The 21,616-nt window shown below is 70.6% G+C and carries 22 protein-coding genes; 15 read left to right on the forward strand and 7 right to left on the reverse strand.

The features are described 5' to 3' along the window. Positions 1-140: DUF2277 domain-containing protein (locus A5700_RS25510; protein WP_156671298.1), on the reverse strand; the 140-nt coding region annotated here is incomplete at its 3' end. Positions 141-198: 58 nt separating this feature from the next. On the opposite strand from A5700_RS25510, the gene A5700_RS18895 reads away from it, so the two are divergent. Then, positions 199-435 (forward strand): DUF2277 family protein, encoded by a 237-nt coding sequence (locus A5700_RS18895; RefSeq protein WP_369828289.1) that lies wholly within the window; start codon positions 199-201, stop codon positions 433-435. Then, positions 432-992 carry a DUF1802 family protein gene (locus A5700_RS18900; RefSeq protein ID WP_068074588.1) on the forward strand — a complete coding sequence of 187 codons (561 nt, stop codon included), beginning with the start codon at positions 432-434 and terminating at the stop codon, positions 990-992. The genes A5700_RS18895 and A5700_RS18900 overlap by 4 nt, the downstream gene beginning before the upstream one ends. Here the strand turns inward: A5700_RS18900 and A5700_RS18905 are convergent. Then, positions 951-2,675, reverse strand: coding sequence for a CocE/NonD family hydrolase (locus A5700_RS18905; RefSeq protein ID WP_068074591.1), 1,725 nt, complete (start codon positions 2,673-2,675; stop codon positions 951-953). The two genes, A5700_RS18900 and A5700_RS18905, sit on opposite strands and share 42 nt — an antisense overlap. Before the next feature lie 3 nt (positions 2,676-2,678). Beyond that, complete coding sequence (locus A5700_RS18910) at positions 2,679-3,266, reverse strand: DUF3558 domain-containing protein (RefSeq protein ID WP_068074736.1); 588 nt, start codon at positions 3,264-3,266, stop codon at positions 2,679-2,681. Between the two features lie 159 nt (positions 3,267-3,425). Between A5700_RS18910 and A5700_RS18915 the strand changes: the two genes are divergently transcribed. From A5700_RS18915 to truB, 3 genes are read left to right on the forward strand one after another with little or no spacing between them, the layout of a single operon-like run. Beyond that, positions 3,426-4,391, forward strand: a complete 966-nt coding sequence (locus tag A5700_RS18915; RefSeq protein WP_068074594.1) for a metallophosphoesterase — start codon at positions 3,426-3,428, stop codon at positions 4,389-4,391. Then, entirely contained in the window at positions 4,388-5,074 is a 687-nt protein-coding gene (locus A5700_RS18920) for a 4'-phosphopantetheinyl transferase (RefSeq protein WP_068074597.1), read from the forward strand. The genes A5700_RS18915 and A5700_RS18920 overlap by 4 nt, the downstream gene beginning before the upstream one ends. Further along, on the forward strand, positions 5,071-5,970 hold the full coding sequence (truB, locus tag A5700_RS18925) for a tRNA pseudouridine(55) synthase TruB (protein ID WP_068074600.1): 900 nt from the start codon (positions 5,071-5,073) through the stop codon (positions 5,968-5,970). The genes A5700_RS18920 and truB overlap by 4 nt, the downstream gene beginning before the upstream one ends. A 61-nt stretch (positions 5,971-6,031) precedes the next feature. Here the strand turns inward: truB and A5700_RS18930 are convergent, their stop codons facing one another. Beyond that, entirely contained in the window at positions 6,032-6,790 is a 759-nt protein-coding gene (locus tag A5700_RS18930; RefSeq protein WP_068074603.1) for an SHOCT domain-containing protein, read from the reverse strand. Between the two features lie 136 nt (positions 6,791-6,926). On the opposite strand from A5700_RS18930, the gene A5700_RS18935 reads away from it, so the two are divergent. Beyond that, entirely contained in the window at positions 6,927-8,117 is a 1,191-nt protein-coding gene (locus A5700_RS18935; RefSeq protein ID WP_068074607.1) for a lipid-transfer protein, read from the forward strand. Positions 8,118-8,145: 28 nt separating this feature from the next. Here A5700_RS18935 and mntR read toward each other — a convergent pair whose 3' ends face one another. Beyond that, positions 8,146-8,838, reverse strand: a complete 693-nt coding sequence (gene mntR, locus A5700_RS18940; RefSeq protein WP_068074609.1) for a manganese-binding transcriptional regulator MntR — start codon at positions 8,836-8,838, stop codon at positions 8,146-8,148. 102 nt (positions 8,839-8,940) lie between these two features. Between mntR and A5700_RS18945 the strand changes: the two genes are divergently transcribed. The 5 genes from A5700_RS18945 to A5700_RS18965 all read left to right on the forward strand — a co-directional run bounded on the left by A5700_RS18945 (position 8,941) and on the right by A5700_RS18965 (position 15,427). Further along, positions 8,941-9,912, forward strand: coding sequence for a bifunctional riboflavin kinase/FAD synthetase (locus tag A5700_RS18945; protein WP_068074612.1), 972 nt, complete (start codon positions 8,941-8,943; stop codon positions 9,910-9,912). A 142-nt stretch (positions 9,913-10,054) separates the two neighbouring features. Then, positions 10,055-10,324: a 30S ribosomal protein S15 gene (gene rpsO, locus A5700_RS18950; RefSeq protein WP_066950523.1), complete on the forward strand. Its 270-nt coding sequence runs from the start codon at positions 10,055-10,057 to the stop codon at positions 10,322-10,324. A gap of 391 nt (positions 10,325-10,715) precedes the next feature. Beyond that, positions 10,716-12,992, forward strand: coding sequence for a polyribonucleotide nucleotidyltransferase (locus tag A5700_RS18955; RefSeq protein WP_068074616.1), 2,277 nt, complete (start codon positions 10,716-10,718; stop codon positions 12,990-12,992). Next, positions 12,973-14,340, forward strand: a complete 1,368-nt coding sequence (locus A5700_RS18960) for a pitrilysin family protein (protein WP_068074619.1) — start codon at positions 12,973-12,975, stop codon at positions 14,338-14,340. The genes A5700_RS18955 and A5700_RS18960 overlap by 20 nt, the downstream gene beginning before the upstream one ends. A gap of 61 nt (positions 14,341-14,401) precedes the next feature. Beyond that, positions 14,402-15,427 (forward strand): nitronate monooxygenase, encoded by a 1,026-nt coding sequence (locus A5700_RS18965; RefSeq protein ID WP_068074622.1) that lies wholly within the window; start codon positions 14,402-14,404, stop codon positions 15,425-15,427. Positions 15,428-15,430: 3 nt separating this feature from the next. On the opposite strand, the gene ald is transcribed toward A5700_RS18965, so the two are convergent. Further along, positions 15,431-16,546 (reverse strand): alanine dehydrogenase, encoded by a 1,116-nt coding sequence (ald, locus tag A5700_RS18970; RefSeq protein WP_068074625.1) that lies wholly within the window; start codon positions 16,544-16,546, stop codon positions 15,431-15,433. Between the two features lie 146 nt (positions 16,547-16,692). Between ald and A5700_RS18975 the strand changes: the two genes are divergently transcribed. From A5700_RS18975 to A5700_RS18990, 4 genes are all read left to right on the forward strand, one after another. Further along, complete coding sequence (locus A5700_RS18975) at positions 16,693-17,154, forward strand: SRPBCC family protein (protein WP_068074628.1); 462 nt, start codon at positions 16,693-16,695, stop codon at positions 17,152-17,154. A gap of 177 nt (positions 17,155-17,331) precedes the next feature. Then, positions 17,332-18,237, forward strand: coding sequence for a metal-dependent hydrolase (locus A5700_RS18980; RefSeq protein WP_068074631.1), 906 nt, complete (start codon positions 17,332-17,334; stop codon positions 18,235-18,237). Between the two features lie 12 nt (positions 18,238-18,249). Then, the gene (locus tag A5700_RS18985) at positions 18,250-20,031 is read left to right on the forward strand and encodes an SDR family oxidoreductase (RefSeq protein ID WP_068074739.1); all 1,782 of its coding nucleotides are present in this window, start codon (positions 18,250-18,252) and stop codon (positions 20,029-20,031) included. A gap of 8 nt (positions 20,032-20,039) precedes the next feature. Then, a complete protein-coding gene (locus tag A5700_RS18990; protein ID WP_068074634.1) occupies positions 20,040-21,110 on the forward strand; it encodes a PDR/VanB family oxidoreductase in 1,071 nt (356 codons plus the stop codon). On the opposite strand, the gene A5700_RS18995 is transcribed toward A5700_RS18990, so the two are convergent. Then, a complete protein-coding gene (locus tag A5700_RS18995) occupies positions 21,097-21,603 on the reverse strand; it encodes a GNAT family N-acetyltransferase (RefSeq protein WP_068074637.1) in 507 nt (168 codons plus the stop codon). The two genes, A5700_RS18990 and A5700_RS18995, sit on opposite strands and share 14 nt — an antisense overlap. Positions 21,604-21,616: the final 13 nt, after the last annotated feature.

The raw sequence follows: 21,616 nt of genomic DNA on the forward strand, positions 1-21,616 counted from the left end.
GCCTCGAACGCATCGGCCTGGGCCGCCGAGGGATGCGTGATGCCGCTGACCTTGCGTACGTACTGCCGCGCCGCCGCCTCCACCTCCGCCCCGGTGGCCGCGGGCTGCAGACCGCGCAGTTCCGTGATGTTCCGGCACATGCCTAACACGATAGGTGCGCCTCGCCGAAGGCGCGCGCCGGATGGCGGGGCCGACCAGGTGGCGGAGTCCGGCACCTCCGCGGCGGCGCGGCAGTACGTACGCAAGGTCAGCGGCATCACGCATCCCTCGGCGGCCCAGGCCGATGCGTTCGAGGCGGCGATCGCCGAGATCAGCGCCACCACCGCGCGCCTGCTCGGCGCGCTGCCGCCGCGCCGTCAGCCACCCAAGACTGTGCCGCCGTTGCGCCGGCCAGACGTCGTCGCCAGGGCGACCCGATTGGCCGGCGCGAAATGACCCTCACCGCAACGGTGCCCGCCCTCAAGGAGTGGAGCGCCGCCGTGCACGCCCTGCTCGACGGCCGGCAGCGGGTGCTGCTGCGCAAAGGCGGCATCGGCGAGAAGCGCTTCGAATTGGCCGCCAGCGAGTTCCTGCTGTTCCCGACCGTCGCGCACAGCCACGCCGAACGCGTCCGCCCCGAGCATCAGGACCTGCTGCAGCCCGCCGCCGCGGACAGCACGGAGGACCACCTGGTGATCCGGGCCGCCGCGAAAGTTGTTGCGGCGGTTGCCGTCAACCAGCCCGAGAACCTCGACGCCATCGAGGACCTGCACATCTGGACCCGTGAGTCGGTGCGTGCCGACCGGCTGGATTTTCGCCCCAAGCACAGGCTGGCGGTGCTCGTGGTGTCGGTGACGCCGCTCGCCGACCCGGTCCGGATCCTGCGCACGCCCGAGCACGGCGGCTGCAAGAGTTGGGTGGACCTCACGGTCGACGCCCCGTTGGGCGCGCCGATTCTCGACGACGACGCCCTAGCCGCGGTGGCCGCCCGCGTCCGCGACGCCGTCGGCTGACGCGTCGGCGCGGCCGACGGGAAGCAGCAGCCGCGAACGGCCGTAGGCCACCGTATGAGTGGCCGGTATGAGCTCACGTCCGGTCAGCACCGGCTCCCCGCTGCCCAGGTTGCGGGCGTAGCGGGGCGACCAGCTGCCCGCGATCAACACCCGCACCCGTGAGCCGGCGCGGAAGCGGTGGGCGACGCCGTCCAGTTCGATGCGGACGGTCGCCTTGGACTTCTTGGCGGGCGTCAGCCGCCGGTACCCCTCGGTGACGTTGCGCGAGCGGCCCTTCGGGTCGACCTCGCTGAGCCGAACGAACACGTCGACGTGCGGGTTGTCCGAGCTGTGGGCCAGCTCGACGGCCGGATTGCCGTAGACGTACAGATCGTCGGTGAGGGTGACGCTGGTGAAGGCCAGCACGTCGTCACGCCGCGCCAACGAGCTGTCGTCGCGGTAGCCGCCGTTGGGTGATAGCAGCGGGCCGCCGATGGTGCGCGTCGGGTTAGCGGGATCGTAGCGGAATGTGGCCGCCGCCAACGACTTCGGATTGGCCGGCGCGGTCTCACCGAGGTGCCCGCCGGGCCGCAGGTACAGCGCGCGTTCGGTGGTGGTCGGTGGCCAGTCGGCCAGGTTGCGCCACGCTTGACCCTTGTCCACGCCGGTCACGCACACGCGGACCCTGCTGGGCCGGCGCGGGGCGGCGTCGCGCAGGTGGGTGTCCAGCCAGTCCAGGGTGTCGCGCACGCAGCCGGCGAGGCCCGAGGTGATGAGCTGGGTGTGCGTCCAGGGCCCGACGGTCAGCGCGACGTCGACGCCGCGGCCCCGCAGGTGCCGGTACTGCTGCAGCGTCTGGCGCAGGAAGATGTCCTGCCAACCACCGATCAGCAGCACGGGCGCCTGCACGCGGTCCAGCGCCTCGGTGCAGCGCAACGCGTCCCAGAAGGGGTCGTTGGGGTCGGAGTGTTCCACCCAGGCTTCGAACCAGGGTGCGCCCGTGCCCAGCAGCGCGCGGGCGGCCTCACCCACCGGCACCGCCGCGGCCGCCTCCTCCACCAGGCGTCGGCCCCGCAGCTGGCGCAGGCCGGACCGGATGCGCCCCGGCTCCTCCTGGTGCGACACCATGTCGCTCCAGCCCAGGAAGTCGTTGATCGCGAATGTGCCCGTGCCCCAGGTCGATTCGTTGAAGTCGTGCGGCCCCACGGCGATGACCGCCGCCGCCAGCTCCGGCGGCGGGTCGCGCAGCAGCGCCCATTGGGTGAAGCCCAGATACGACATCCCGATGGTGGCGAATCGCCCTGGGAACCATGGCTGTTCACGCAGCCACTGCACGGTGTCGGTGCCGTCGGCGGCCTCGTTGGCCATCGGTTCGAAGTCCCCGCCCGACCCGAAGGTGCCCCGCACGCTCTGCAGCACCACGTGATAGCCGCGGGCCGCGTAGAGCGCACCGAAGACCAGCGAGAACGGAAACGCGCGGCCGTAGGGTCCGCGCACCAGCACCACACCGGCGGGCGTGGCGGTCGTCGGCGCGTAGTGGTCGGCGCTGAGCTCGACCCCGTCGCGCATCGGCACGCGCACCCGCTGCACGCAGTAGTCGCTGCTCACCGGCGGCAGGCCCAGCAGGCGGCCCAGCGCCTTGTCACCGAGGTGGCGCACGGTGTGCAGCGCGGACGGGTCGGGTCGAATCGAGGTCAGACTCACGGCCTAGAACTTGTAGTACGGGATCAGGTCGTTGGCTCGTTGCAGATTGGTCTGCATGCAGTCGACGTCGGGGTTGGAGTACACGGTCGAGTAGTACAACGCCTGCTGCAGCACGCCGTAACTGGTCTTGAACGCGATCATGCAGGAGAAGAACCAGTAGCTGTTGTGGTAGGTCGGCTTGAGCACCCAGTACTGCGCCGCGCGGTGGCCTTGGATCGTCGTTTCGACGCCGTCGGCGGGCAGCGACTGCTCGTAGGTGCGCCAGATGATGGGCTCGACGGCGATCTGGTAGTTGCCGGCGTCGAAGTGGCAGCGCAGGCCGTCCTCGTGCTCGGGCGGGGTGAAGCTCAACCCGAGCCGCTGGATCACGTCGAACGGGATGTCCTCGCAGGCGTCGAACGGGCGCGGATCCGTGGTCGCCACGATGGGGCTCTTCATGGTGGTCTCCAGCGGCTGCGCCGTCGACCGCAGCTCGACCGGCTGCCGGTCGCCGCCGGGCGACGGGGGAGACTGCTGCCAGCCGACCGTCCCTCCCACGGCCGCTGTGAGCAGCGCACTCAACGCCCCGAGCAGACGCACTTTGGCGAACACCACACCCCCTCACGCCTCGGCGGCCCTTTGCGGGGAGTGTACAAGTCGCCCGCGGGCCGCCACAGGGGAACGAGAACTCGTTCCAGTTTCGCCGCGAGTCGGCCCGCCGCGGCCCGGTGCGGCCGGGGCCCGCCGGCCGAGTCGTTAGGCTGGATAGTCGTGGCAGGCCAGGAATCGACCAATGGGGGACAACCGACGCTGTGGGCGGTGTCGGACCTGCACACCGGTCACCTCGGCAACAAGCCGGTCACCGAGTCGCTGCACCCCTCGCATCCAGACGACTGGCTGATCGTCGCCGGTGACGTCGCCGAGCGCACCGACGAGATTCGCTGGGCGCTGGACCTGCTGCGCAAGCGGTTCGCCAAGGTGATCTGGGTGCCGGGCAACCACGAGCTGTGGACCACCACCCGGGACCCGGTGCAGATCTTCGGCAAGGCCCGCTACGAGTACCTGGTCAACGTCTGCGACGAGATGGGCGTGATCACGCCCGAGCATCCGTTCCCGGTGTGGACCGAGCGCGGCGGCCCCGCGACCATCGTCCCGATGTTCCTGCTGTACGACTATTCGTTCTTGCCCGACGGCGCGACCACCAAGGCCGAGGGCCTGACGATCGCGCGGGAGCGCAACATCGTGGCCACCGACGAGTTCCTGCTGTCCTCGGAGCCCTATCCCACGCGGGAGGCCTGGTGCCGCGAGCGCCTTGAGCTCACCCGGGCGCGTCTGGAGCAACTGGACTGGATGACGCCGACGGTGCTGGTGAATCACTTCCCGCTGGTTCGCGACCCGTGCGACGCGCTGTTCTACCCCGAGTTCTCGCTGTGGTGCGGCACCACCAAGACCGCCGACTGGCACACCCGCTACAACGCCGTGTGCTCGGTCTACGGCCATCTGCACATCCCGCGCACCACCTGGTATGACGACGTGCGCTTCGAGGAGGTGTCGGTGGGTTACCCCCGGGAATGGCGCCGGCGCAAGCCGCCCCGCTGGCTGCGGCAGGTGCTGCCCGACCCGCAGTACGCGCCGGGGGACCTCAACGACTTCGGTGGCCACTTCACCATCACTCCCGAGATGAAGGCGCAAGCCGCGCAATTCCGGGACCGGTTGCAGCAGCGGCAATCACGGTGACGGGGGAGACGCTGCTCGCGTCGGTGTTGCCGGAGCCGACGCCGGACGGGCCGGCCTACGCCGAGCTGTATTCGGATCCACCGGACCTGGTCCCGTTGCCCGAAGAGGAGCCGCTGATCGCCAAGTCGGTGGCCAAGCGGCGCAACGAGTTCATCACCGTGCGGCACTGCGCGCGCCTCGCTTTGGCCGAACTGGGCCTGCCCCCGGTGCCAATCCTGAAGGGCGACAAGGGAGAACCGTGCTGGCCCGACGGTGTGGTGGGTAGCCTGACGCACTGCACGGGCTTTCGCGGGGCGGTGGTCGGCCGCTCGGCGGCGGTGCGTTCGCTGGGCATCGACGCCGAACCGCACGACGAACTGCCCAACGGCGTGCTGGGCGCGATCAGCCTGCCCGAGGAGCGCGCCGAGATTCCCCGCGCCTTGCCGGCGACGCTGCACTGGGACCGAATCCTGTTCTGCGCCAAAGAGGCAACGTACAAGGCCTGGTTCCCGTTGACCAAGCGGTGGCTGGGCTTCGAGGACGCCCACATCACGTTCGAGGCCGACGGGCCCGAGGCGGTGACGGGCGGCTTCGTCTCGCGGATCCTGATCGACCCGGCGGCGCTGTCCGGGCCGCCGCTGACCGCGCTGCGCGGCCGCTGGTCGGTCGAGCGCGGCCTCGTGCTGACCGCCATCGCGTTATGAGTGACCCGGGCATCGTCGTCGTCGACAAGCCGCCCGGGATGACCAGTCACGACGTGGTGGGCCGGTGCCGGCGGATCTTCGGCACCCGCAGAGTGGGCCACGCGGGGACGCTGGACCCGATGGCCACCGGCGTGCTGGTGCTCGGCGTCGAGCGCGCCACCAAGATCCTCGGGCTGCTGACCGCCGCCCCCAAGTCTTATTCCGCCACGGTGCGGCTGGGCCAGGCCACCACCACCGACGACGCCGAGGGCGAACTGGTCGGCGGGGCCTCGGCCGCGCACGTCACCGACGACGCGATCGCCGCGGCCGTGGCCGGATTGCGGGGCGACATCGAGCAGGTGCCGTCGGCAGTGAGCGCCGTAAAAGTCAACGGCCAGCGCGCGTATCGGCTGGCGCGCGAGGGCCAGGCCGTCGAGCTCGCGGCGCGCCCGGTGCGCATCGATCGCTTCGAGGTGCTCGCCGTTCGGCGCTGCGCGGACGGGCTGCTCGATCTCGACGTCGAGGTGGACTGCTCGGCGGGCACCTACATCCGCGCGCTGGCCCGCGACCTGGGCGCGACGCTGGGCGTGGGCGGGCACCTCACCTCGCTGCGCCGTACCCGCGTCGGCCGGTTCTCGCTGGAGTGGGCGCAACCGCTCGAGGCGCTCGCCGCGCAGCCGCGGCTGAGCCTCACATTGGACGACGCCTGCCTGCTGGTGTTCCCGCGGCGCGACCTGTCCGCCGCGGAGGCCGAGGCGACCGCGCACGGCCGTCCCCTCGAGCCCGCCGGCATCCCCGGCGTCTACGCCGCCACCGCTGCCGACGGCCGGGTGATGGCGTTGCTGCGGGATGAGGGCCGGGGAACCAAATCGGTGGTGGTGGTCCGCCCGGCGACGATGCAGAACGGGACGTTCTGAGGAGGAGTCGGGCGATCCTACTTCCGCCCGGCGACGATGCAGAACGGGACGAGTTAACCCCTCACAACCGGCCGAGCAGCTCGGCCTTCTTCGCCGCGAATTCGTCGTCGGACAGGATGCCGCGCTCGTGCAAGCCGGCCAGCGCCTCGATGGCCGCGACGACCGACGCGGGATCCCCCGCCGCCGCCGCGGGGGCGGGTTGCGCCGTCGGGGCGGGCGCCGCCGCGGGCGTCTCGGCGACCTGCTGAGCGCCGAGCTCCCGCAGGTCCGACACGCCGAAGGTGCCGAGCTGGCTGGTGAAGCTGACCGAGCCGTACCCGCCGCCCTGCTGTTGCTGCACCCCGCCGATGTGGTGCTCACCGGTATCGAAAACCCTTGTCACACCGTCGATCTGGAGCGCCAACCGCCGGGTGGCCGGGAAGAACGCGTACCGCACGTTGTTCTGTGCACCCGAGGCGCTGGGGACGCCCAGGTCGGCCGGCCACCAGCCGGCCTGCGCGAACCCGCCCTGCGCCTGCGCCGCGCCGGCCTGCGCCTGCGCGGGGAACACCGTGGTGGTGGCGAGCAGTTGCACCAGGTCGTTGCACAGGGCGTCGACCCGCGCCTTGAGCGCGTTGTCGAACATGTCGCCAACCATCGTCATCCCGCCGCGCATCCACTGCCCGGACCCGCCCAATTCGGGAATGGAGAACTGCGCCATGGTGCCGCCGCCGGTCTGCAGGGCGAACAGCATGGCCAGGACGGCCTCGCGGGACAGCCCGTGGCGCGACGCGATGTCGGCGATGGCGTTGGCGGCTTCGGGAGTGACCGCTGCCTGCATAGTGATGAGTCTTTCGTCGTCGGTGTTCGTCTGAGCGTACGCAAGTGACGCCCGGTTGGGGGTTCCTGCGCGCGCCTCCGCGCGGCTAAGCTGCCGACTAGACAGGTGTCAAGAAAAACGATCGAAGAGGTGCGTCATGCCCAACAAGGTGTTCGTGGTCGGCGTCGGCATGACGAAGTTTGAGAAACCGGGCCGCCGCGAGGGCTGGGACTATCCCGACATGGCGCGCGAATCCGGAACCAACGCGCTGCGCGACGCGGGCATCGACTACCGCGAGGTGCAGCAGGGCTACGTCGGCTATGTGGCCGGTGACTCCACGTCCGGGCAGCGGGCCCTCTACGAGCTCGGCATGACGGGCATCCCGGTCGTCAACGTCAACAACAACTGCTCGACCGGGTCGACGGCGCTCTTCCTGGCCGCCCAGGCGATCCGCGGCGGCATCGTGGACTGCGCCATCGCGCTGGGCTTCGAGAAGATGCAGCCCGGCTCGCTGGGCGGCGGCGCCCAGGACCGCGAATCGCCGATGGGCAAGCACGTCAAGGCGATGGCCGCGATCGATGAGTTCGCGATGCCCGTCGCGCCGTGGATGTTCGGCGCCGCCGGGCGTGAGCACATGAAGCAATACGGCAGCACCGCAGAGCATTTCGCGAAGATCGGCTATAAGAACCACAAACATTCGGTGAACAACCCGTTCGCGCAGTTCCAAGATTCCTACACGCTCGACGACATTCTGGCCGCGCGGATGATCTCCGACCCGCTGACCAAGCTGCAGTGTTCGCCGACCTCGGACGGCTCCGGCGCGGCCATCCTGGCCTCGGAGGGGTTCGTCGACAGCCACGACCTGGCTTCCCAGGCGGTCGAGATCGTCGGGCAGGCCATGACCACCGATTTCGCGTCGACGTTCGACGGCAGCGCCAAGAACCTCATCGGCTATGACATGAATGTTCAAGCGGCGCAACAGGTTTACGACGAGTCCGGGCTGGGCCCCGACGATTTCCAGGTGATCGAGCTGCACGACTGCTTCTCCGCCAACGAGTTGCTGCTCTACGAGGCGCTGGGCCTGTGCGCCCCGGGTGAGGCGCCGAAGCTGATCGACAACGGCGACACCACCTACGGCGGGCGGTGGGTGGTCAACCCGTCCGGCGGCCTGATCTCCAAGGGGCACCCGCTGGGGGCCACGGGTCTGGCGCAGTGCGCCGAACTCACCTGGCAGCTGCGCGGCCGCGCGGACAAGCGCCAGGTGGACAACGTCACCGCCGCGCTGCAACACAACATCGGGCTGGGCGGCGCCGCCGTGGTGACCGCCTACCAGCGCGCCGAGCGTTGAGCCGCCCGCCGGGCAGCGCGTCGGACGTTCAGTCCGTCACCCAGATCGCCCGGGCGGCGGGGCTGCCCAGGTCCACCGTCTCCTCGGCGCCACCGCCCGAGGCGATCGCCACGGTGATCATGCCGGCAAATTCGCGGCGGGCGAGCACCCGCAGCCGCGAGTCGAGGTTGATGCCGACGTCGGCGAAGTAACGCAGCATCTGCGGATCGGCGTCGGAGATGCGGGCCACGGTCCCGGCGTCCCCGTCGTCGCACGCCCACAGCTGCCGCGCCGTCGGGGTGGGCACCTGCCCATCCGAGGCGGGAATCGGGTCGCCGTGCGGGTCGCGCTGCGGGAAACCGAGCTTGGCGTCGATGCGGGCCACCAGGCGATCGGAGACGGCGTGCTCGAGGATCTCGGCCTCGTCGTGCACCTCGTCCCAGGCGTAGCCGAGCTCGTTGACCAGGAACGTCTCCAGCAGCCGGTGCCGGCGCACCATGCCGAGCGCCGCGCGGCGGCCCGCCTCGGTCAACGTCACCGCGCCGTACTTCTCGTGGTCGACGAGGCCCTGCTCCGCGAGCTTGCGGATCGACTCCGACGCGGTGCTGGCCGACACCCCGATCTTCTCGGCCAGCATCTTGGTGCTGACCTTGGCGTGCGACCACTCCTGGGCGTTCCAGATCACCTTGAGATAGTCCTGGCCGACAGCGGTGAGACCGCCATGCTCTTCGTCAGCCCTCACATCGACAGAGTTTAGGCAACCCAACCCCGATCGGTGTGCTCCACGACACCCGACGCCGTTTCGGTCTCCCGGACGGCGACCCGGCGCCGTAGGCTTGCGGGCGTGCAGCGCTGGCGCGGCCAAGACGAGATACCCACGGACTGGGGCAGGTGCGTGCTCACCATCGGCGTCTTCGACGGTGTGCATCGCGGCCACGCCGAGTTGATCGCGCACGCCGTCAAGGCCGGACGGGCCCGCAACGTGCCGGCGGTGTTGATGACCTTCGACCCGCATCCCATGGAAGTTGTCTATCCGGGCAGCCATCCGGCGCAACTGACGACGCTGACGCGCCGCGCCGAACTGGTCGAGGAACTCGGCATCGACGTCTTCCTGGTGATGCCGTTCACCACCGATTTCATGAAGCTGACGCCCGAGCGCTACGTCCACGAGCTGCTGGTCGAGAACCTGCATGTGGTCGAGGTGGTCGTCGGGGAGAACTTCACGTTCGGCAAGAAGGCGGGCGGCAACGTCGAAACCCTGCGCCGGGCCGGCGACCGGTTCGGATTCGCGGTCGAGTCGATGTCGTTGCTCACCGAGCACCACAGCAACGAGACCGTCACGTTCTCGTCCACCTACATCCGTTCCTGCGTCGACGCGGGCGATGTCGTCGCGGCCACCGAGGCGCTGGGGCGCCCGCACCGCGTCGAGGGCGTCGTCGTGCGGGGGCACGGGCGCGGCGCCGAACTCGGCTACCCCACGGCGAACGTGGCGCCGCCGATGTACTCGGCCATCCCCGCCGACGGCGTGTACGCCGCCTGGTTCACGGTGCTGGGCCACGGCCCGGTGACCGGAAGCGTGATCCCGGGCGAGCGCTACCAGGCCGCGGTGTCGGTCGGCACCAACCCCACCTTCTCGGGTCGCACCCGCACGGTGGAGGCGTTCGTGCTGGACACCGACGCCGATCTCTACGGCCAGCACGTGGCGCTGGATTTCGTGGCGCGGATCCGCGGGCAACTCAAGTTCGACTCCGTCAAGGAGCTCGTCGTCGCGATGGGCGGGGACACCGAGCGGGCGCGCGGCCTGCTCACCGACTGATCGCGCTGCTCGCCCGGCGCGACGATTCGGGGGCGGTGCTCACCGGCTGCTAAACTCCCGGACGACATCGGCGCGTGCTGCGGTTCGCGGTGGCCGCGCTGAACACCTTCTTATCGCGGACTTCATTGATGGAGAGAGTTTCGTGGCGCTGACAGCCGAGCAGAAAAAAGAGATCCTGGGCACCTACGGCCTGCACGACACCGACACCGGTTCGCCGGAGGCGCAGGTCGCGCTGCTGACCAAGCGGATCGCCGACCTCACGGAGCACCTGAAGGTGCACAAGCACGACCACCACTCGCGGCGGGGGCTGCTGCTGCTGGTCGGGCGCCGGCGCCGGCTGCTCAAGTACGTCGCCCAGATCGACGTGGCGCGGTACCGCTCGCTCGTCGAGCGCCTGGGCCTGCGCCGCTGAGGCGGGCGGCCTGGCCCCAATGCGCGCACTCGTGCCGTGGGCCGAGGCCGCCGGTGTAGAGTAAGGACGTTCTGGGCCGTTCGGCCCGAGCAAACGGTGCGGCTACGCAGATCCGCGTGTGCCGTTCCAGCGTGTCACTACGCAAGTCCGAGGGAGCGGTTGGGTCTGCATCGGACGGTCTTCGGTAGTGGCTGCCGGGCTCTCCGGATCTGGAGCAGGTCGGCCGCTTCGATCGATGGCCGTAGCCGCATACAGACCCGGCTCTTCACGAAAGCTTCGAGGGTGACTCGCGGGCCCCGCCAGGGGTCGGTGAGTACCCTCTGCGGTCTCTCTCCAGGTTGCGCGTGACGACGCGAAACAGCCGAAGATAAGAGAGGCCGTACGGACGTCTATGTCTGTAGCTGAGATTGACCAGGGCGTGTTCGAGGCGACCGCCACCATCGACAACGGGAGCTTCGGCACCCGCACCATCCGTTTTGAGACGGGCCGGCTGGCCCAGCAGGCCGCCGGCGCCGTCGCCGCGTACCTCGACGACGAGAACATGCTGTTGTCGGCGACCACCGCCAGCAAGAGCCCGAAGGAACACTTCGACTTCTTCCCGTTGACCGTCGACGTCGAGGAGCGGATGTACGCCGCGGGCCGCATCCCCGGTTCGTTCTTCCGTCGGGAGGGCCGCCCCTCCACCGACGCGATCCTGACCTGCCGCCTGATCGACCGGCCGCTGCGCCCGTCGTTCGTCTCGGGCCTGCGCAACGAGATCCAGGTCGTCGTGACGATCCTGAGCCTGGACCCCAACGACCTCTACGACGTCGTCGCGATTAACGCCGCGTCCGCGTCCACCCAGCTCGCCGGCCTGCCGTTTGCGGGTCCCGTCGGCGGGGTGCGGGTGGCGCTGATCGACGGCCAGTGGGTCGCGTTCCCGACCGTCGAACAACTCGAGCGCGCCGTGTTCGACATGGTCGTGGCCGGGCGCATCGTCGGCACCGACTCCGACGGCAAGCCCGACGTCGCCATCATGATGGTCGAGGCCGAGGCCACCGAAAAGGTCATCGAGCTCGTCGAGGGCGGCGCCCAGGCGCCGACGGAAACCGTGGTCGCCGAGGGCCTCGAGGCGGCCAAGCCGTTCATCGCCGCGCTGTGCGCCGCGCAGCAGGAGCTGGCCGACGCGGCCGCGAAGCCCACCAGCGACTACCCGGTGTTCCCCGACTACGCCGAGGACGTGTACTACTCGGTCGCCTCGGTGGCGACCGACGAGCTGGCCAAGGCCCTGACCATCGGCGGCAAGGCGGAGCGCGACGCGCGCACCGACGAGCTCAAGGCCGAGGTGCAGGCGCGCCTGGCCGAGACCTACGAGGGCCGGGAGAAGGAGGTCAGCGCCGCCTTCCGCTCGCTGACCAAGAAGCTGGTCCGCCAGCGCATCCTCACCGACCACTTCCGCATCGACGGCCGCGGCATCACCGACATCCGCGCCCTGTCCGCCGAGGTGGCCGTCGTGCCGCGGGCGCACGGCAGCGCCCTGTTCGAGCGCGGCGAGACCCAGATCCTGGGCGTCACCACGCTCGACATGGTCAAGATGGCCCAGCAGATCGACTCGCTGGGCCCCGAGACCTCCAAGCGCTACATGCACCACTACAACTTCCCGCCGTTCTCCACCGGTGAGACCGGCCGCGTCGGTTCGCCGAAGCGGCGCGAGATCGGGCACGGCGCGCTGGCCGAGCGGGCCCTGGTGCCCGTGCTGCCGAGCGTCGAGGAGTTCCCCTACGCCATCCGCCAGGTGTCCGAGGCGCTGGGCTCCAACGGCTCGACGTCCATGGGCTCGGTCTGCGCGTCCACGCTGGCGCTGCTCAACGCCGGGGTGCCGCTGAAGGCGCCGGTGGCGGGCATCGCGATGGGCCTGGTCTCCGACGACGTCGAGGTGGACGGCAAGACGGAGCGCCGCTTCGTCACGCTGACCGACATCCTGGGCGCCGAGGACGCGTTCGGCGACATGGACTTCAAGTGCGCCGGCACCAAGGACTTCGTCACCGCGTTGCAGCTCGACACCAAGCTCGACGGGATCCCGTCGCAGGTGCTGGCGGGCGCGCTGGCGCAGGCCAAGGACGCCCGGTTGACCATCCTCGAGGTCATGGCCGAGGCCATCGACGGCCCCGACGAGATGAGCCCGTACGCGCCGCGGGTGACCACCATCAAGGTGCCGGTCGACAAGATCGGCGAGGTCATCGGGCCCAAGGGCAAGGTCATCAACGCCATCACCGAGGAGACCGGCGCGCAGATCTCCATCGAGGACGACGGCACCGTGTTCGTCGGCGCCACCGACGGCCCGTCGGCGCAGGCCGCGATCGACAAGATCAACGCCATCGCCAACCCGCAGCTGCCGACCGTCGGCGAGCGGTTCCTCGGAACGGTGGTCAAGACAACCGATTTCGGCGCGTTCGTGTCGCTGCTGCCGGGACGCGACGGGCTGGTGCACATCTCCAAGCTCGGCAAGGGCAAGCGCATCGCCAAGGTCGAAGACGTGGTGAACGTCGGGGACAAGCTGCGCGTGGAGATCGCCGACATCGACAAGCGCGGCAAGATCTCGCTGGTCCTGGTGGCCGACGAGGAGTCGGCCGGCGGCGAGGCCCCCGCCCCGGAGACCGCACCGGCCGATGCCGCCAGCTCAGTCTAGGAAGCCGGCAGCCGACCCCGCGCTGCGCCGGGGCGCCCGCGTCGCCGCAGCCAAACCCGGACATCAGGCGGTGCTGCGCCGCACCACCCTGCCGGGTGGGTTGCGGGTGGTCACCGAATACCTGCCGTCGGTGCGGTCGGCCTCGGTCGGGGTGTGGGTCGGGGTCGGCTCGCGCGACGAGGGCGCCACGGTGGCCGGCGCGGCGCACTTCCTGGAACACCTGCTGTTCAAGTCGACGCCGACCCGCACCGCCGTGGACATCGCGCAGGCGATGGACGCCGTCGGGGGAGAGCTCAACGCCTTCACCGCCAAGGAGCACACCTGCTATTACGCGCACGTGCTCGACAGCGACCTGGCGCTGGCCGTCGACCTGGTGGCCGACGTGGTGCTCAACGGGCGCTGCGCCGCCGACGACGTCGAGCTGGAACGCGATGTCGTCCTCGAGGAGATCGCGATGCGCGACGACGACCCCGAGGACGCCCTCGGCGACATGTTCCTGGGCGCGCTGTTCGGCGACCACCCGGTAGGGCGCCCGGTGATCGGCACCGCGCAGTCGGTGTCGGCGATGACCCGCGCCCAGCTGCACTCGTTCCACGTCCGGCGGTACACGCCTGACCGGATGGTGGTGGCGGTCGCCGGCAACGTCGACCACGCCGAGGTGGTGTCGTTGGTGCGTCGGCACTTCGGGCCGCACCTGGTGCGCGGACGGGAGCCGATCGCCCCGCGCAAGGGCGCGGGCCGGGTGACCGGCCGGCCGGGTCTGCTGGTCGGCAAGCGCGACGCCGAGCAGGCGCACGTGTCGCTGGGAGTCCGCACGCCCGGGCGCGGGTGGGAACACCGCTGGGCGTTGTCGGTGCTGCACACGGCGCTGGGCGGCGGCCTGAGTTCGCGGCTGTTCCAGGAGGTGCGCGAGCTGCGCGGCCTGGCCTACTCGGTGTACTCGACGGTGGACATCTTCGCCGACAGCGGAGCGCTGTCGGTGTACGCCGCCTGCCAGCCCGAGCGTTTCGCCGAGGTCATGCAGGTCACCGGCGAGGTGTTGGAGTCCGTGGCGCGCGACGGCATCACCGACGCCGAATGCCGCATCGCCAAGGGCTCCCTGCGGGGCGGGCTGGTGCTGGGCCTGGAGGACTCGAGCTCGCGGATGAGCCGGCTGGGGCGCAGCGAACTGAACTACGGCAAACACCGCAGCATCGAGGACACGCTGCAGCAGATCGACCAGGTGACGGTCGAGGAGGTCAACGCGGTCGCCCGGCGCCTGCTCAGCCAGCCCTACGGGGCCGCGGTGCTGGGCCCGTTCACCTCCAAACGGTCACTGCCCCAACAACTTCGGGCGATGGTAAAGTAGCGCCACATGTCCGCCCCCACACTCGCGCCGTGCCGGCGCTCGCCGTCGGCGGAGTAGCCGGATGGTACTGGGTTTCTGGGACATCATGGTCCCCATCGTCGGCGCGCCGATGGCCGGCGGTCCCGGGACCCCCGCGCTGGCGGCCGCGGTGTCCAACGCGGGCGGCCTGGGCTTCGTGGCCGGCGGCTACCTGGATGCCGACCAGTTCGCCGAGGACATCGCCGCGGCGCGCAAGGCCACCACCGGCCCGCTGGGCGTGAACCTGTTCGTGCCCCAGCCCAGCGTCGCGGACTGGGTGGCGCTGGACTATTACGCCGCCGAGCTCGAGGAGATCGCCGAGCACTACCACGTCGAGGTCGGGCATCCGCAATACGGCGACGACGACGGGTGGGAGGAAAAACTCGAGGTGGTGGCCGACGTGCGGCCCGAGCTGGTGTCGTTCACCTTCGGGGTGCCGCCGCCCGACGTGATCCGCCGGCTCGGCGCGCTGGGCCTGCTCGTGATGGTCACGGTGACGTCGGCCTACGAGGCCGGGGTGGCGGTGGCCGCCGGCGCGGACAGCCTGGTGGTGCAGGGACCCGGCGCCGGCGGGCACCGCGGTACGTTCGCGCCGGACATGGAGCCGGGCAGCGAGTCGCTGCACCAGCTGATCGACCGGATCCGGCACGCGCACGACGTCCCGATCATCGCCGCCGGCGGGCTCGGCACCGCCGAGGAGGTGGCGACCGTGCTGCGCCGCGGTGCGGTGGCGGCGCAGGTCGGCACCGCGCTGCTGCTCAGCGACGAGGCCGGCACCAATTCGGCGCACCGCGTCGCGCTGAAGAACCCGTTGTTCGCGACGACCGTTGTGACCCGGGCGTTTTCGGGCCGCTACGCGCGCGGCCTGGAGAACGACTTCACCCGCCAGCTGGACCACCTGGCGCCGTTGGGATATCCCGAGGTGAACCAGATGACCTGGCCCATCCGGCAGGCGGCGGCGGCCCAGGAAGACCCGAACGGGATGCCCCTGTGGGCGGGTACGGCGTTCAAGCACGCCAGCGCCGGCCCCGCGGCCGACATCGTCGCCGCGCTGGCGGCCAACGCCTGACGGTCAGCCCAGCACGCTGGCGGGATCGGCAGCGGGCAGCCCCAAGTCGGTGGCCACCTGGTCGGACAGCAGGGCGCCGTCGTGCGTCGAAAGCCCTTGCGCCAACGCGTGATCGGAGCGGCAGGCCGCCCGCCAGCCGCGGTCGGCGAGGGCGATGACGTAGGGCATGGTGGCGTTGGTCAGCGCCACGGTCGAGGTCTTCGGGACCGCGCTGGGCATGTTGGCCACGCAGTAGAACAGCGTGTCGTGCACGGCGAACGTCGGGTCGTCGTGGGTGGTCGGGCGCGAGTCCTCGAAGCAGCCGCCCTGGTCGATGGAGATGTCTACCAGCACGGCCCCCGGCTTCATTTGCGCGACAAGCGCATTGGAGACGAGGTTGGGCGCTTTGTGGCCGGGCAGCAACACGGCCCCGATCACCAGGTCGGCGCGCTTGACGGTGCCCTCCAGGTCGTAGGCCGACGAGTACCGGGTGCGCACCTGCCCGCCGAATTCCGCGTCGAGCTGTCGAAGCCTGGTGATGTTGACGTCCAGCACGGTGACGGCTCCGCCCATGCCACCGGCCACCCGGGCCGCGTTGTAGCCCGCGGTCCCCGCCCCGATCACCACGACGTCGGCGGGCTTGACGCCCGGGACGCCGCCCATCAGGACGCCGCGCCCGCCGTGGGTGCGCATCAGGTGGTAGGCGCCCACCTGCGCGGCGAGCCGTCCGGCGACCTCGCTCATGGGGGCCAGCAGCGGCAGCGTGCCGTCGGCGGCCTGCACCGTCTCGTAGGCGATCGCCGTTGTGCCCGAGGCCAACAGCGCGTCGGTGCACGCGCGCGACGCGGCCAGGTGCAGATAGGTGAACAGGACCTGATCGCGCCGCAGCAGGCCGTATTCGGCCGGCACGGGTTCCTTGACCTTCAGCAGCAGGTCCGCCTCGGCCCATACCTGCTCGGCGGTGTCGGCCAGTTCGGCGCCGGCCGCCTTGTATTCGGGATCGGGGATGGCCGAGCCCTCGCCGGCGCCGGCCTGCACGAGCACCTCGTGGCCGTGGCGGGTCAGTTCGGCGACACCGGCCGGGGTGAGGGCGACCCTGAACTCGTTGGTCTTGGTCTCGGTTGGCACACCGACTCGCATGAGCGCCCCTTGCGTCGCGTTGCCCCTCAGGCCCTTCGGGCCCCTCAAGTGTGAAGAAAGTCGGCGGGGGCCGCAATCGAAGCCCGGGCGCGAACCGGTGCCAGGTTTTTCCCGCTTCGGCCGCGCCCGCTGCCTATGATCGGCCGATGACCGACCCGTGCGTGAGCGCCACCGTCCACATCGACGCCCGCCCCGACGCGGTGTACGGCCTCATCACCGACCTGCCGACCCTGGCCTCGCTGGCCGAGGAGGCGGAGGCGATGACGTGGCGCAAGGGCGACGCGGTGACGCCCGGGGCGGTGTTCAGCGGGCGCAACAGGAACGGCTGGCGGCGCTGGAGCACGACCTGCACGGTGACCGACGCCGAGCCCGGCCGGCTGTTCGCGTTCGACGTGCGGCACACGGTGGTCCCGGTCGCGCGCTGGCAATACGACATCGTCGCGGCCGACGGCGGCTGCCTGGTCACCGAGAGCACCTGGGACCGCAGGCCCGCCTGGTTCCGGTCGATCGCGGGCCGCGCCACCGGCACCCCCGATCGCGCGGCCGTCAACACCGAGCACATCCGGCTCACCCTGCAACGCCTCAAGCAGCACGCCGAGGCTCACTAGCGCCTTTGCTGGACGCCGGGGAGCGGCCCCGTTATCCGTGGTTGCGCCGCGGGTGACGTCGGCGGCAAAACCCGGTACCGGCGGTTTCGTGTATCGGGGGGTCGTCACTATACTGACGACGCGCGATGTCACCGGTACCGCTTCGTGCTCGGGGTAGGTGCCGAGGTAGGGGGCACAATGTTCACCGTCGACGACCGGGCCGCCGGTCCGCACGACGCGTCATCTCACGAGCGCCTGGTGCTCGAGGCGCGGGATGTGGACTTCGACTGGGCGGCGCTGCCGTTTCACTACGTGCCGGGGGAGCCGTTTGCCACGCACGTCCTCAACGTCTTGCACCTGCTGCTGCCGGCGGGCGAGGAGTTCTTCGTCGAGGTGTTCAAGCGGGCGCTGCCCCTGATCAAAGACGAGCAGTTGCGCCTCGACGTCCAGGGCTTCATCGGTCAGGAATCGGTGCACTCGCAGGCGCACGGCAAGGTCCTGGCCCACTTCGAGGCGCGCGGCGTCGACGTCACGCCCTACACCGGGCAGATCAGGTGGCTGTTCGAGACGCTGCTGGGGCAACGCCCGCGGTCGAGCGAGCGGCGCCGGCAGGCCTGGCTGCTCGAGCAGATTGCGCTGGTGTCCGCGATCGAGCACTACACCGCCGTGTTGGGGGAGTGGATCCTGGACTCGCCGGCGCACGACGCCATCGGCACCGACCCCGTGATGCTGGACATGCTGCGCTGGCACGGCGCCGAAGAGGTTGAGCATAAGGCGGTGGCCTTCGACACCATGAAGCACCTGCGCGCCGGGTACTGGCGCCAGGTGCGCGCCCAATTGGTGGTGGCGCCCGCCATGCTGCTGTTGTGGATCCGCGGCGTGCGATTCATGTATGCGGTGGACCCCCTGCTGCCGCGCGGCGCCAAACCCCGCTGGCGCGACTATTTCTCGGCTGCCCGCCGCGGGCTGGTGCCCGCGCCGTCGCGCTTCGCCCGGGCGGTCGCGGACTACTACCGGCCGGGTTTTCATCCCTCGCAGCTCGGCGGCCTGGAATCGGCCGTCGACTACCTGGCCGTCTCACCCGCCGCGCGGGCGGCGCGCTGAACCATGACCGAGATGACGAGCCCCACCACCAGCACCACCGTCGCCGGTGCCGACAGCGTCCCCCTCGCGGTGCATCGCTATACCGACCTCGACCCGGCCCGCCCCACGGTGCTGGCCATCCACGGCTGGCCCGACAACCACCACGTCTGGGACGGCGTGGCGCGCGAACTCGACGCGCTGGGCCGCCGCTACAACGTTGTCGCCTATGACGTGCGCGGGGCCGGCGAATCAGGCCGCCCGCCAAGGCGTTCGGGGTACGCGTTCCCGCAGCTGATCGCCGACCTCGCCGCCGTGATCGACAGCCTCGCCGTCGGGCCGGTCCACGTGCTGGCCCACGACTGGGGCTCGATCCAGGCCTGGGCGGCGATGACCGACGAGTCGGTGATGGACAAGGTGGCGTCGTTCACCTCCATCTCCGGGCCCCACCTGCGGTACGCGCGGGCGTTTCTGCGTTCGGCGCGCACGCCGCGGAGCCTGGCCCGGGTGGCCCGGCAGCTGCTGGCGTCGAGCTACATCGGGTTCTTCCTGATGCCGCTGCTGCCCGAGCTGGCGTTCTGGTCGCACCTCGGCGTCCTAGTGGTCGCCGCGCTGGAACGCATCGGCCGCTCGAGCACACGCAGCCAGCGCCACGACACGCTGCGCAAGATCGCCGATTACACCAATGGTCTGAACCTGTACCGCCAGAACATGCCCGCATCCCTCCTGGCGGCCGACGCGCCACTCCCGGCGACTACCGTCGCCGTCCAGACCCTGGTGCCGCGCCGCGACCTGTTCGTCACGCCCGCGTTGCAGCAGTTCGCGGGCGCGGTCAACGGCGGTGGTCGGGTGCTGGGGATCGAGGGCGGGCACTGGGTGGTGACGTCGCGACCGGACGTCATCGCCCGGCTGACCGCTGAGTGGGTCGAGCAAAACACCGGCGGCGCAACGGCATTGGCACACCCCCGGCCCACCGAGGTGCGGGGCGGGCGACGCGACGTGCGCGGCAAGCTCGCCCTGGTCACCGGGGCCGGCGCGGGCATCGGCCGGGCCACCGCGGTGGAGTTGGCGCGGCGCGGGGCACACACGGTCGTCATCGCCGACCGGGACGTGGCCGCCGCCGAAGAGACCGCGGACGCCGTGCGCGCCGCCTGCGCGCAGGCCGCCGTGTACGGCGTCGACGTGCGCGACGACGCGGCGATGAACGAGCTTGCCGCGCAGGTGCTCCGCGAGCACGGTGTGGTCGACATCCTGGTCAACAACGCCGGGATCGGCATGGCCGGGCGGTTCCTGGAGACCAGCGCGGCCAACTGGGAGGACATCATCGGGGTCAACCTGCGCGGCGTCATCTCCGGTGCCCGGGCGTTCGGGGCGCAGATGGTGGAGCGGGGGCAGGGCGGAACCATCATCAACGTCGCGTCCGCGGCGGCGTTCCTGCCGTCGAAATCCATGGTGGCCTACGGCACCACTAAGGCGGCCGTCTTGGCGCTCAGCGAATCGCTGCGCGCCGACTTCGCCGACGAGGGCATCGGTGTGACGGCGGTGTGCCCGGGCTTCGTCAACACCAACATCGCCAAGAGCACGGTCTACGCCGGGCTGACCGACGAGCAGCAGGAGCGGGCCCGGCAGAAGGCCGACAAGGCGTACCGGCGCCGCAATTACACCCCCGAGGCGACCGCCAAGGCGATCGTGAAAGCCATCCGGACCAGCCCGGCCGTCTTGCCGATCGCCGCGGAGTCGCGGTTGGGCTACATCATGCGGCGCGTCAGCCCGACGTCCATCCGCTTGCTGGCGCGCCTCGATATCCGGCAGAAGTGAGACGCGCCGTGACGCAAAGCATTTGGGACAGCAGGCCGCCGGACCTGTATGGCCGCCGCGAACACGATCGCCTCGGCACCGTCCTGTGGGGCATTCGCGCGCTGTTCGAGGGCTTCGCCAGCGTGTCGCGCTGGGACCCGTCGCGGGTGCAACCGGTCCAGCGCACGCACACCGCGGTGATCACCCGGCGCGAGCTGGTCGCGCCCGACGTCGTCGCGTTGACCTTGGCGGACGCGAGCGGCGGGTTGCTGCCGGCGTGGACGCCCGGCGGGCACATCGACATTCGGCTGCCGTCCGGCCGGCGCCGGCAGTACTCGCTGTGCGGGCCGCCCGGGCGGCGCACCGACTACCGCGTCGCCGTCCGCCGGATCGCCGACGGCGCCGGCGGCTCCGCCGAGATGCACGACTTCGCCGTGGGGGACACGTGCGAATTCGAGGGGCCGCGCAACGCCTTCTACCTCGGCTCGACCGAACGTGACGTGCTGTTCGTCATCGGCGGCATCGGGGTGACCCCCATCCTGCCGATGCTGCGGGTGGCCGCCCAGCGCGGCATCGAATGGCGCGCCGTCTATGCCGGGCGCAGCCGCGAGTACATGCCGCTGCTCGACGAGGTAGTGGCCATCGCGCCCGATCGGGTCACGGTGTGGGCCGACGACGAGCACGGCCGCATCGCCGGCGTGCAGGAGCTGCTGGCGGGCGCCGGGCCCGCGACGGCCGTCTATGTGTGCGGGCCGAGCGCGATGCTCGACGCCGTGCGCGCCGCTCGCGACGAATACGCTTCGGCTCCCTTGCATTACGAGCGGTTCAGCCCGCCGCCGGTGGTCGACGGGGTGCCATTCGAGGTGGAACTCGGGCGTTCGCGGCAGGTGCTTGCCGTGCCGGCCGACCGGTCCGCGCTGGACGTAATGCTCGACCGGGACCCGACGACGCCGTACTCCTGCCGGCAGGGATTCTGCGGTACCTGCAAGGTGAAAGTGCTTGCGGGACAAGTTGACCACCGGGGTCGGGCGCCCGCCGATGACGGGATGCTGGTGTGCGTGTCGCGCGCCGACGGCGGTCGCGTCGTCATCGACGCGTGAGCCGATAGCCCAGGTGGGGGACCGTCAGGCCGGGCACCGGCTCCCAGTCCAGGGTGCGCCCGTCGGGGCGGAAGTCGTTCTTTTCGTAGAACCGCCGCGCCCGGGCGTTGGTCTTAGCGCACCACAGCACGACGTCGCGGCCCGCGGCGAAACTCAGCACCCGCTCGAGCAGCCGCGTGCCCAGCCCGTCGCGCTGGCGGGTGGCCGCAATGTATAGCGCGTCGAGCTCGACACGCTCGGGGTCCTCCGGGTCGGGCCCGAAGATCGTCATGCCCAGCGGCGTGCCGCCTGCCTCGGCGAGCCACATGCTCCACCCCGGCCGGTTCAGGTCTCGCGGATACAGCAGCACGGCCCAGCGCTGCGGCGAGGTGAGCACATCGAGCACGTTCGCCGGCAGCACACCGGCCCAGGAGTCCCGCCACACGGGATAGTGCATCGCCGCCACGTCGCTGAAGTCGGCGGGTGTCGCCTCGCGAATGACGATGTCGCCCATGCCATCCGGTGTG

The sequence above is a fragment of the Mycobacterium sp. E1214 genome, assembly GCF_001666755.1.
GTDB lineage: Bacteria > Actinomycetota > Actinomycetes > Mycobacteriales > Mycobacteriaceae > Mycobacterium.

Excerpts from the sequence above, each read along its gene's own strand:
- A5700_RS18900 (WP_068074588.1), top strand. The coding sequence starts at position 432 with ATGACCCTCACCGCAACGGTGCCCGCCCTCAAGGAGTGGAGCGCCGCC.
- truB (WP_068074600.1), top strand. The coding sequence starts at position 5,071 with ATGAGTGACCCGGGCATCGTCGTCGTCGACAAGCCGCCCGGGATGACC.
- A5700_RS18930 (WP_068074603.1), bottom strand. The coding sequence starts at position 6,790 with ATGCAGGCAGCGGTCACTCCCGAAGCCGCCAACGCCATCGCCGACATC.
- A5700_RS18935 (WP_068074607.1), top strand. The coding sequence starts at position 6,927 with ATGCCCAACAAGGTGTTCGTGGTCGGCGTCGGCATGACGAAGTTTGAG.
- A5700_RS18955 (WP_068074616.1), top strand. The coding sequence starts at position 10,716 with ATGTCTGTAGCTGAGATTGACCAGGGCGTGTTCGAGGCGACCGCCACC.
- A5700_RS18960 (WP_068074619.1), top strand. The coding sequence starts at position 12,973 with ATGCCGCCAGCTCAGTCTAGGAAGCCGGCAGCCGACCCCGCGCTGCGC.
- A5700_RS18965 (WP_068074622.1), top strand. The coding sequence starts at position 14,402 with ATGGTACTGGGTTTCTGGGACATCATGGTCCCCATCGTCGGCGCGCCG.
- ald (WP_068074625.1), bottom strand. The coding sequence starts at position 16,546 with ATGCGAGTCGGTGTGCCAACCGAGACCAAGACCAACGAGTTCAGGGTC.
- A5700_RS18975 (WP_068074628.1), top strand. The coding sequence starts at position 16,693 with ATGACCGACCCGTGCGTGAGCGCCACCGTCCACATCGACGCCCGCCCC.
- A5700_RS18980 (WP_068074631.1), top strand. The coding sequence starts at position 17,332 with ATGTTCACCGTCGACGACCGGGCCGCCGGTCCGCACGACGCGTCATCT.
- A5700_RS18985 (WP_068074739.1), top strand. The coding sequence starts at position 18,250 with ATGACGAGCCCCACCACCAGCACCACCGTCGCCGGTGCCGACAGCGTC.
- A5700_RS18995 (WP_068074637.1), bottom strand. The coding sequence starts at position 21,603 with ATGGGCGACATCGTCATTCGCGAGGCGACACCCGCCGACTTCAGCGAC.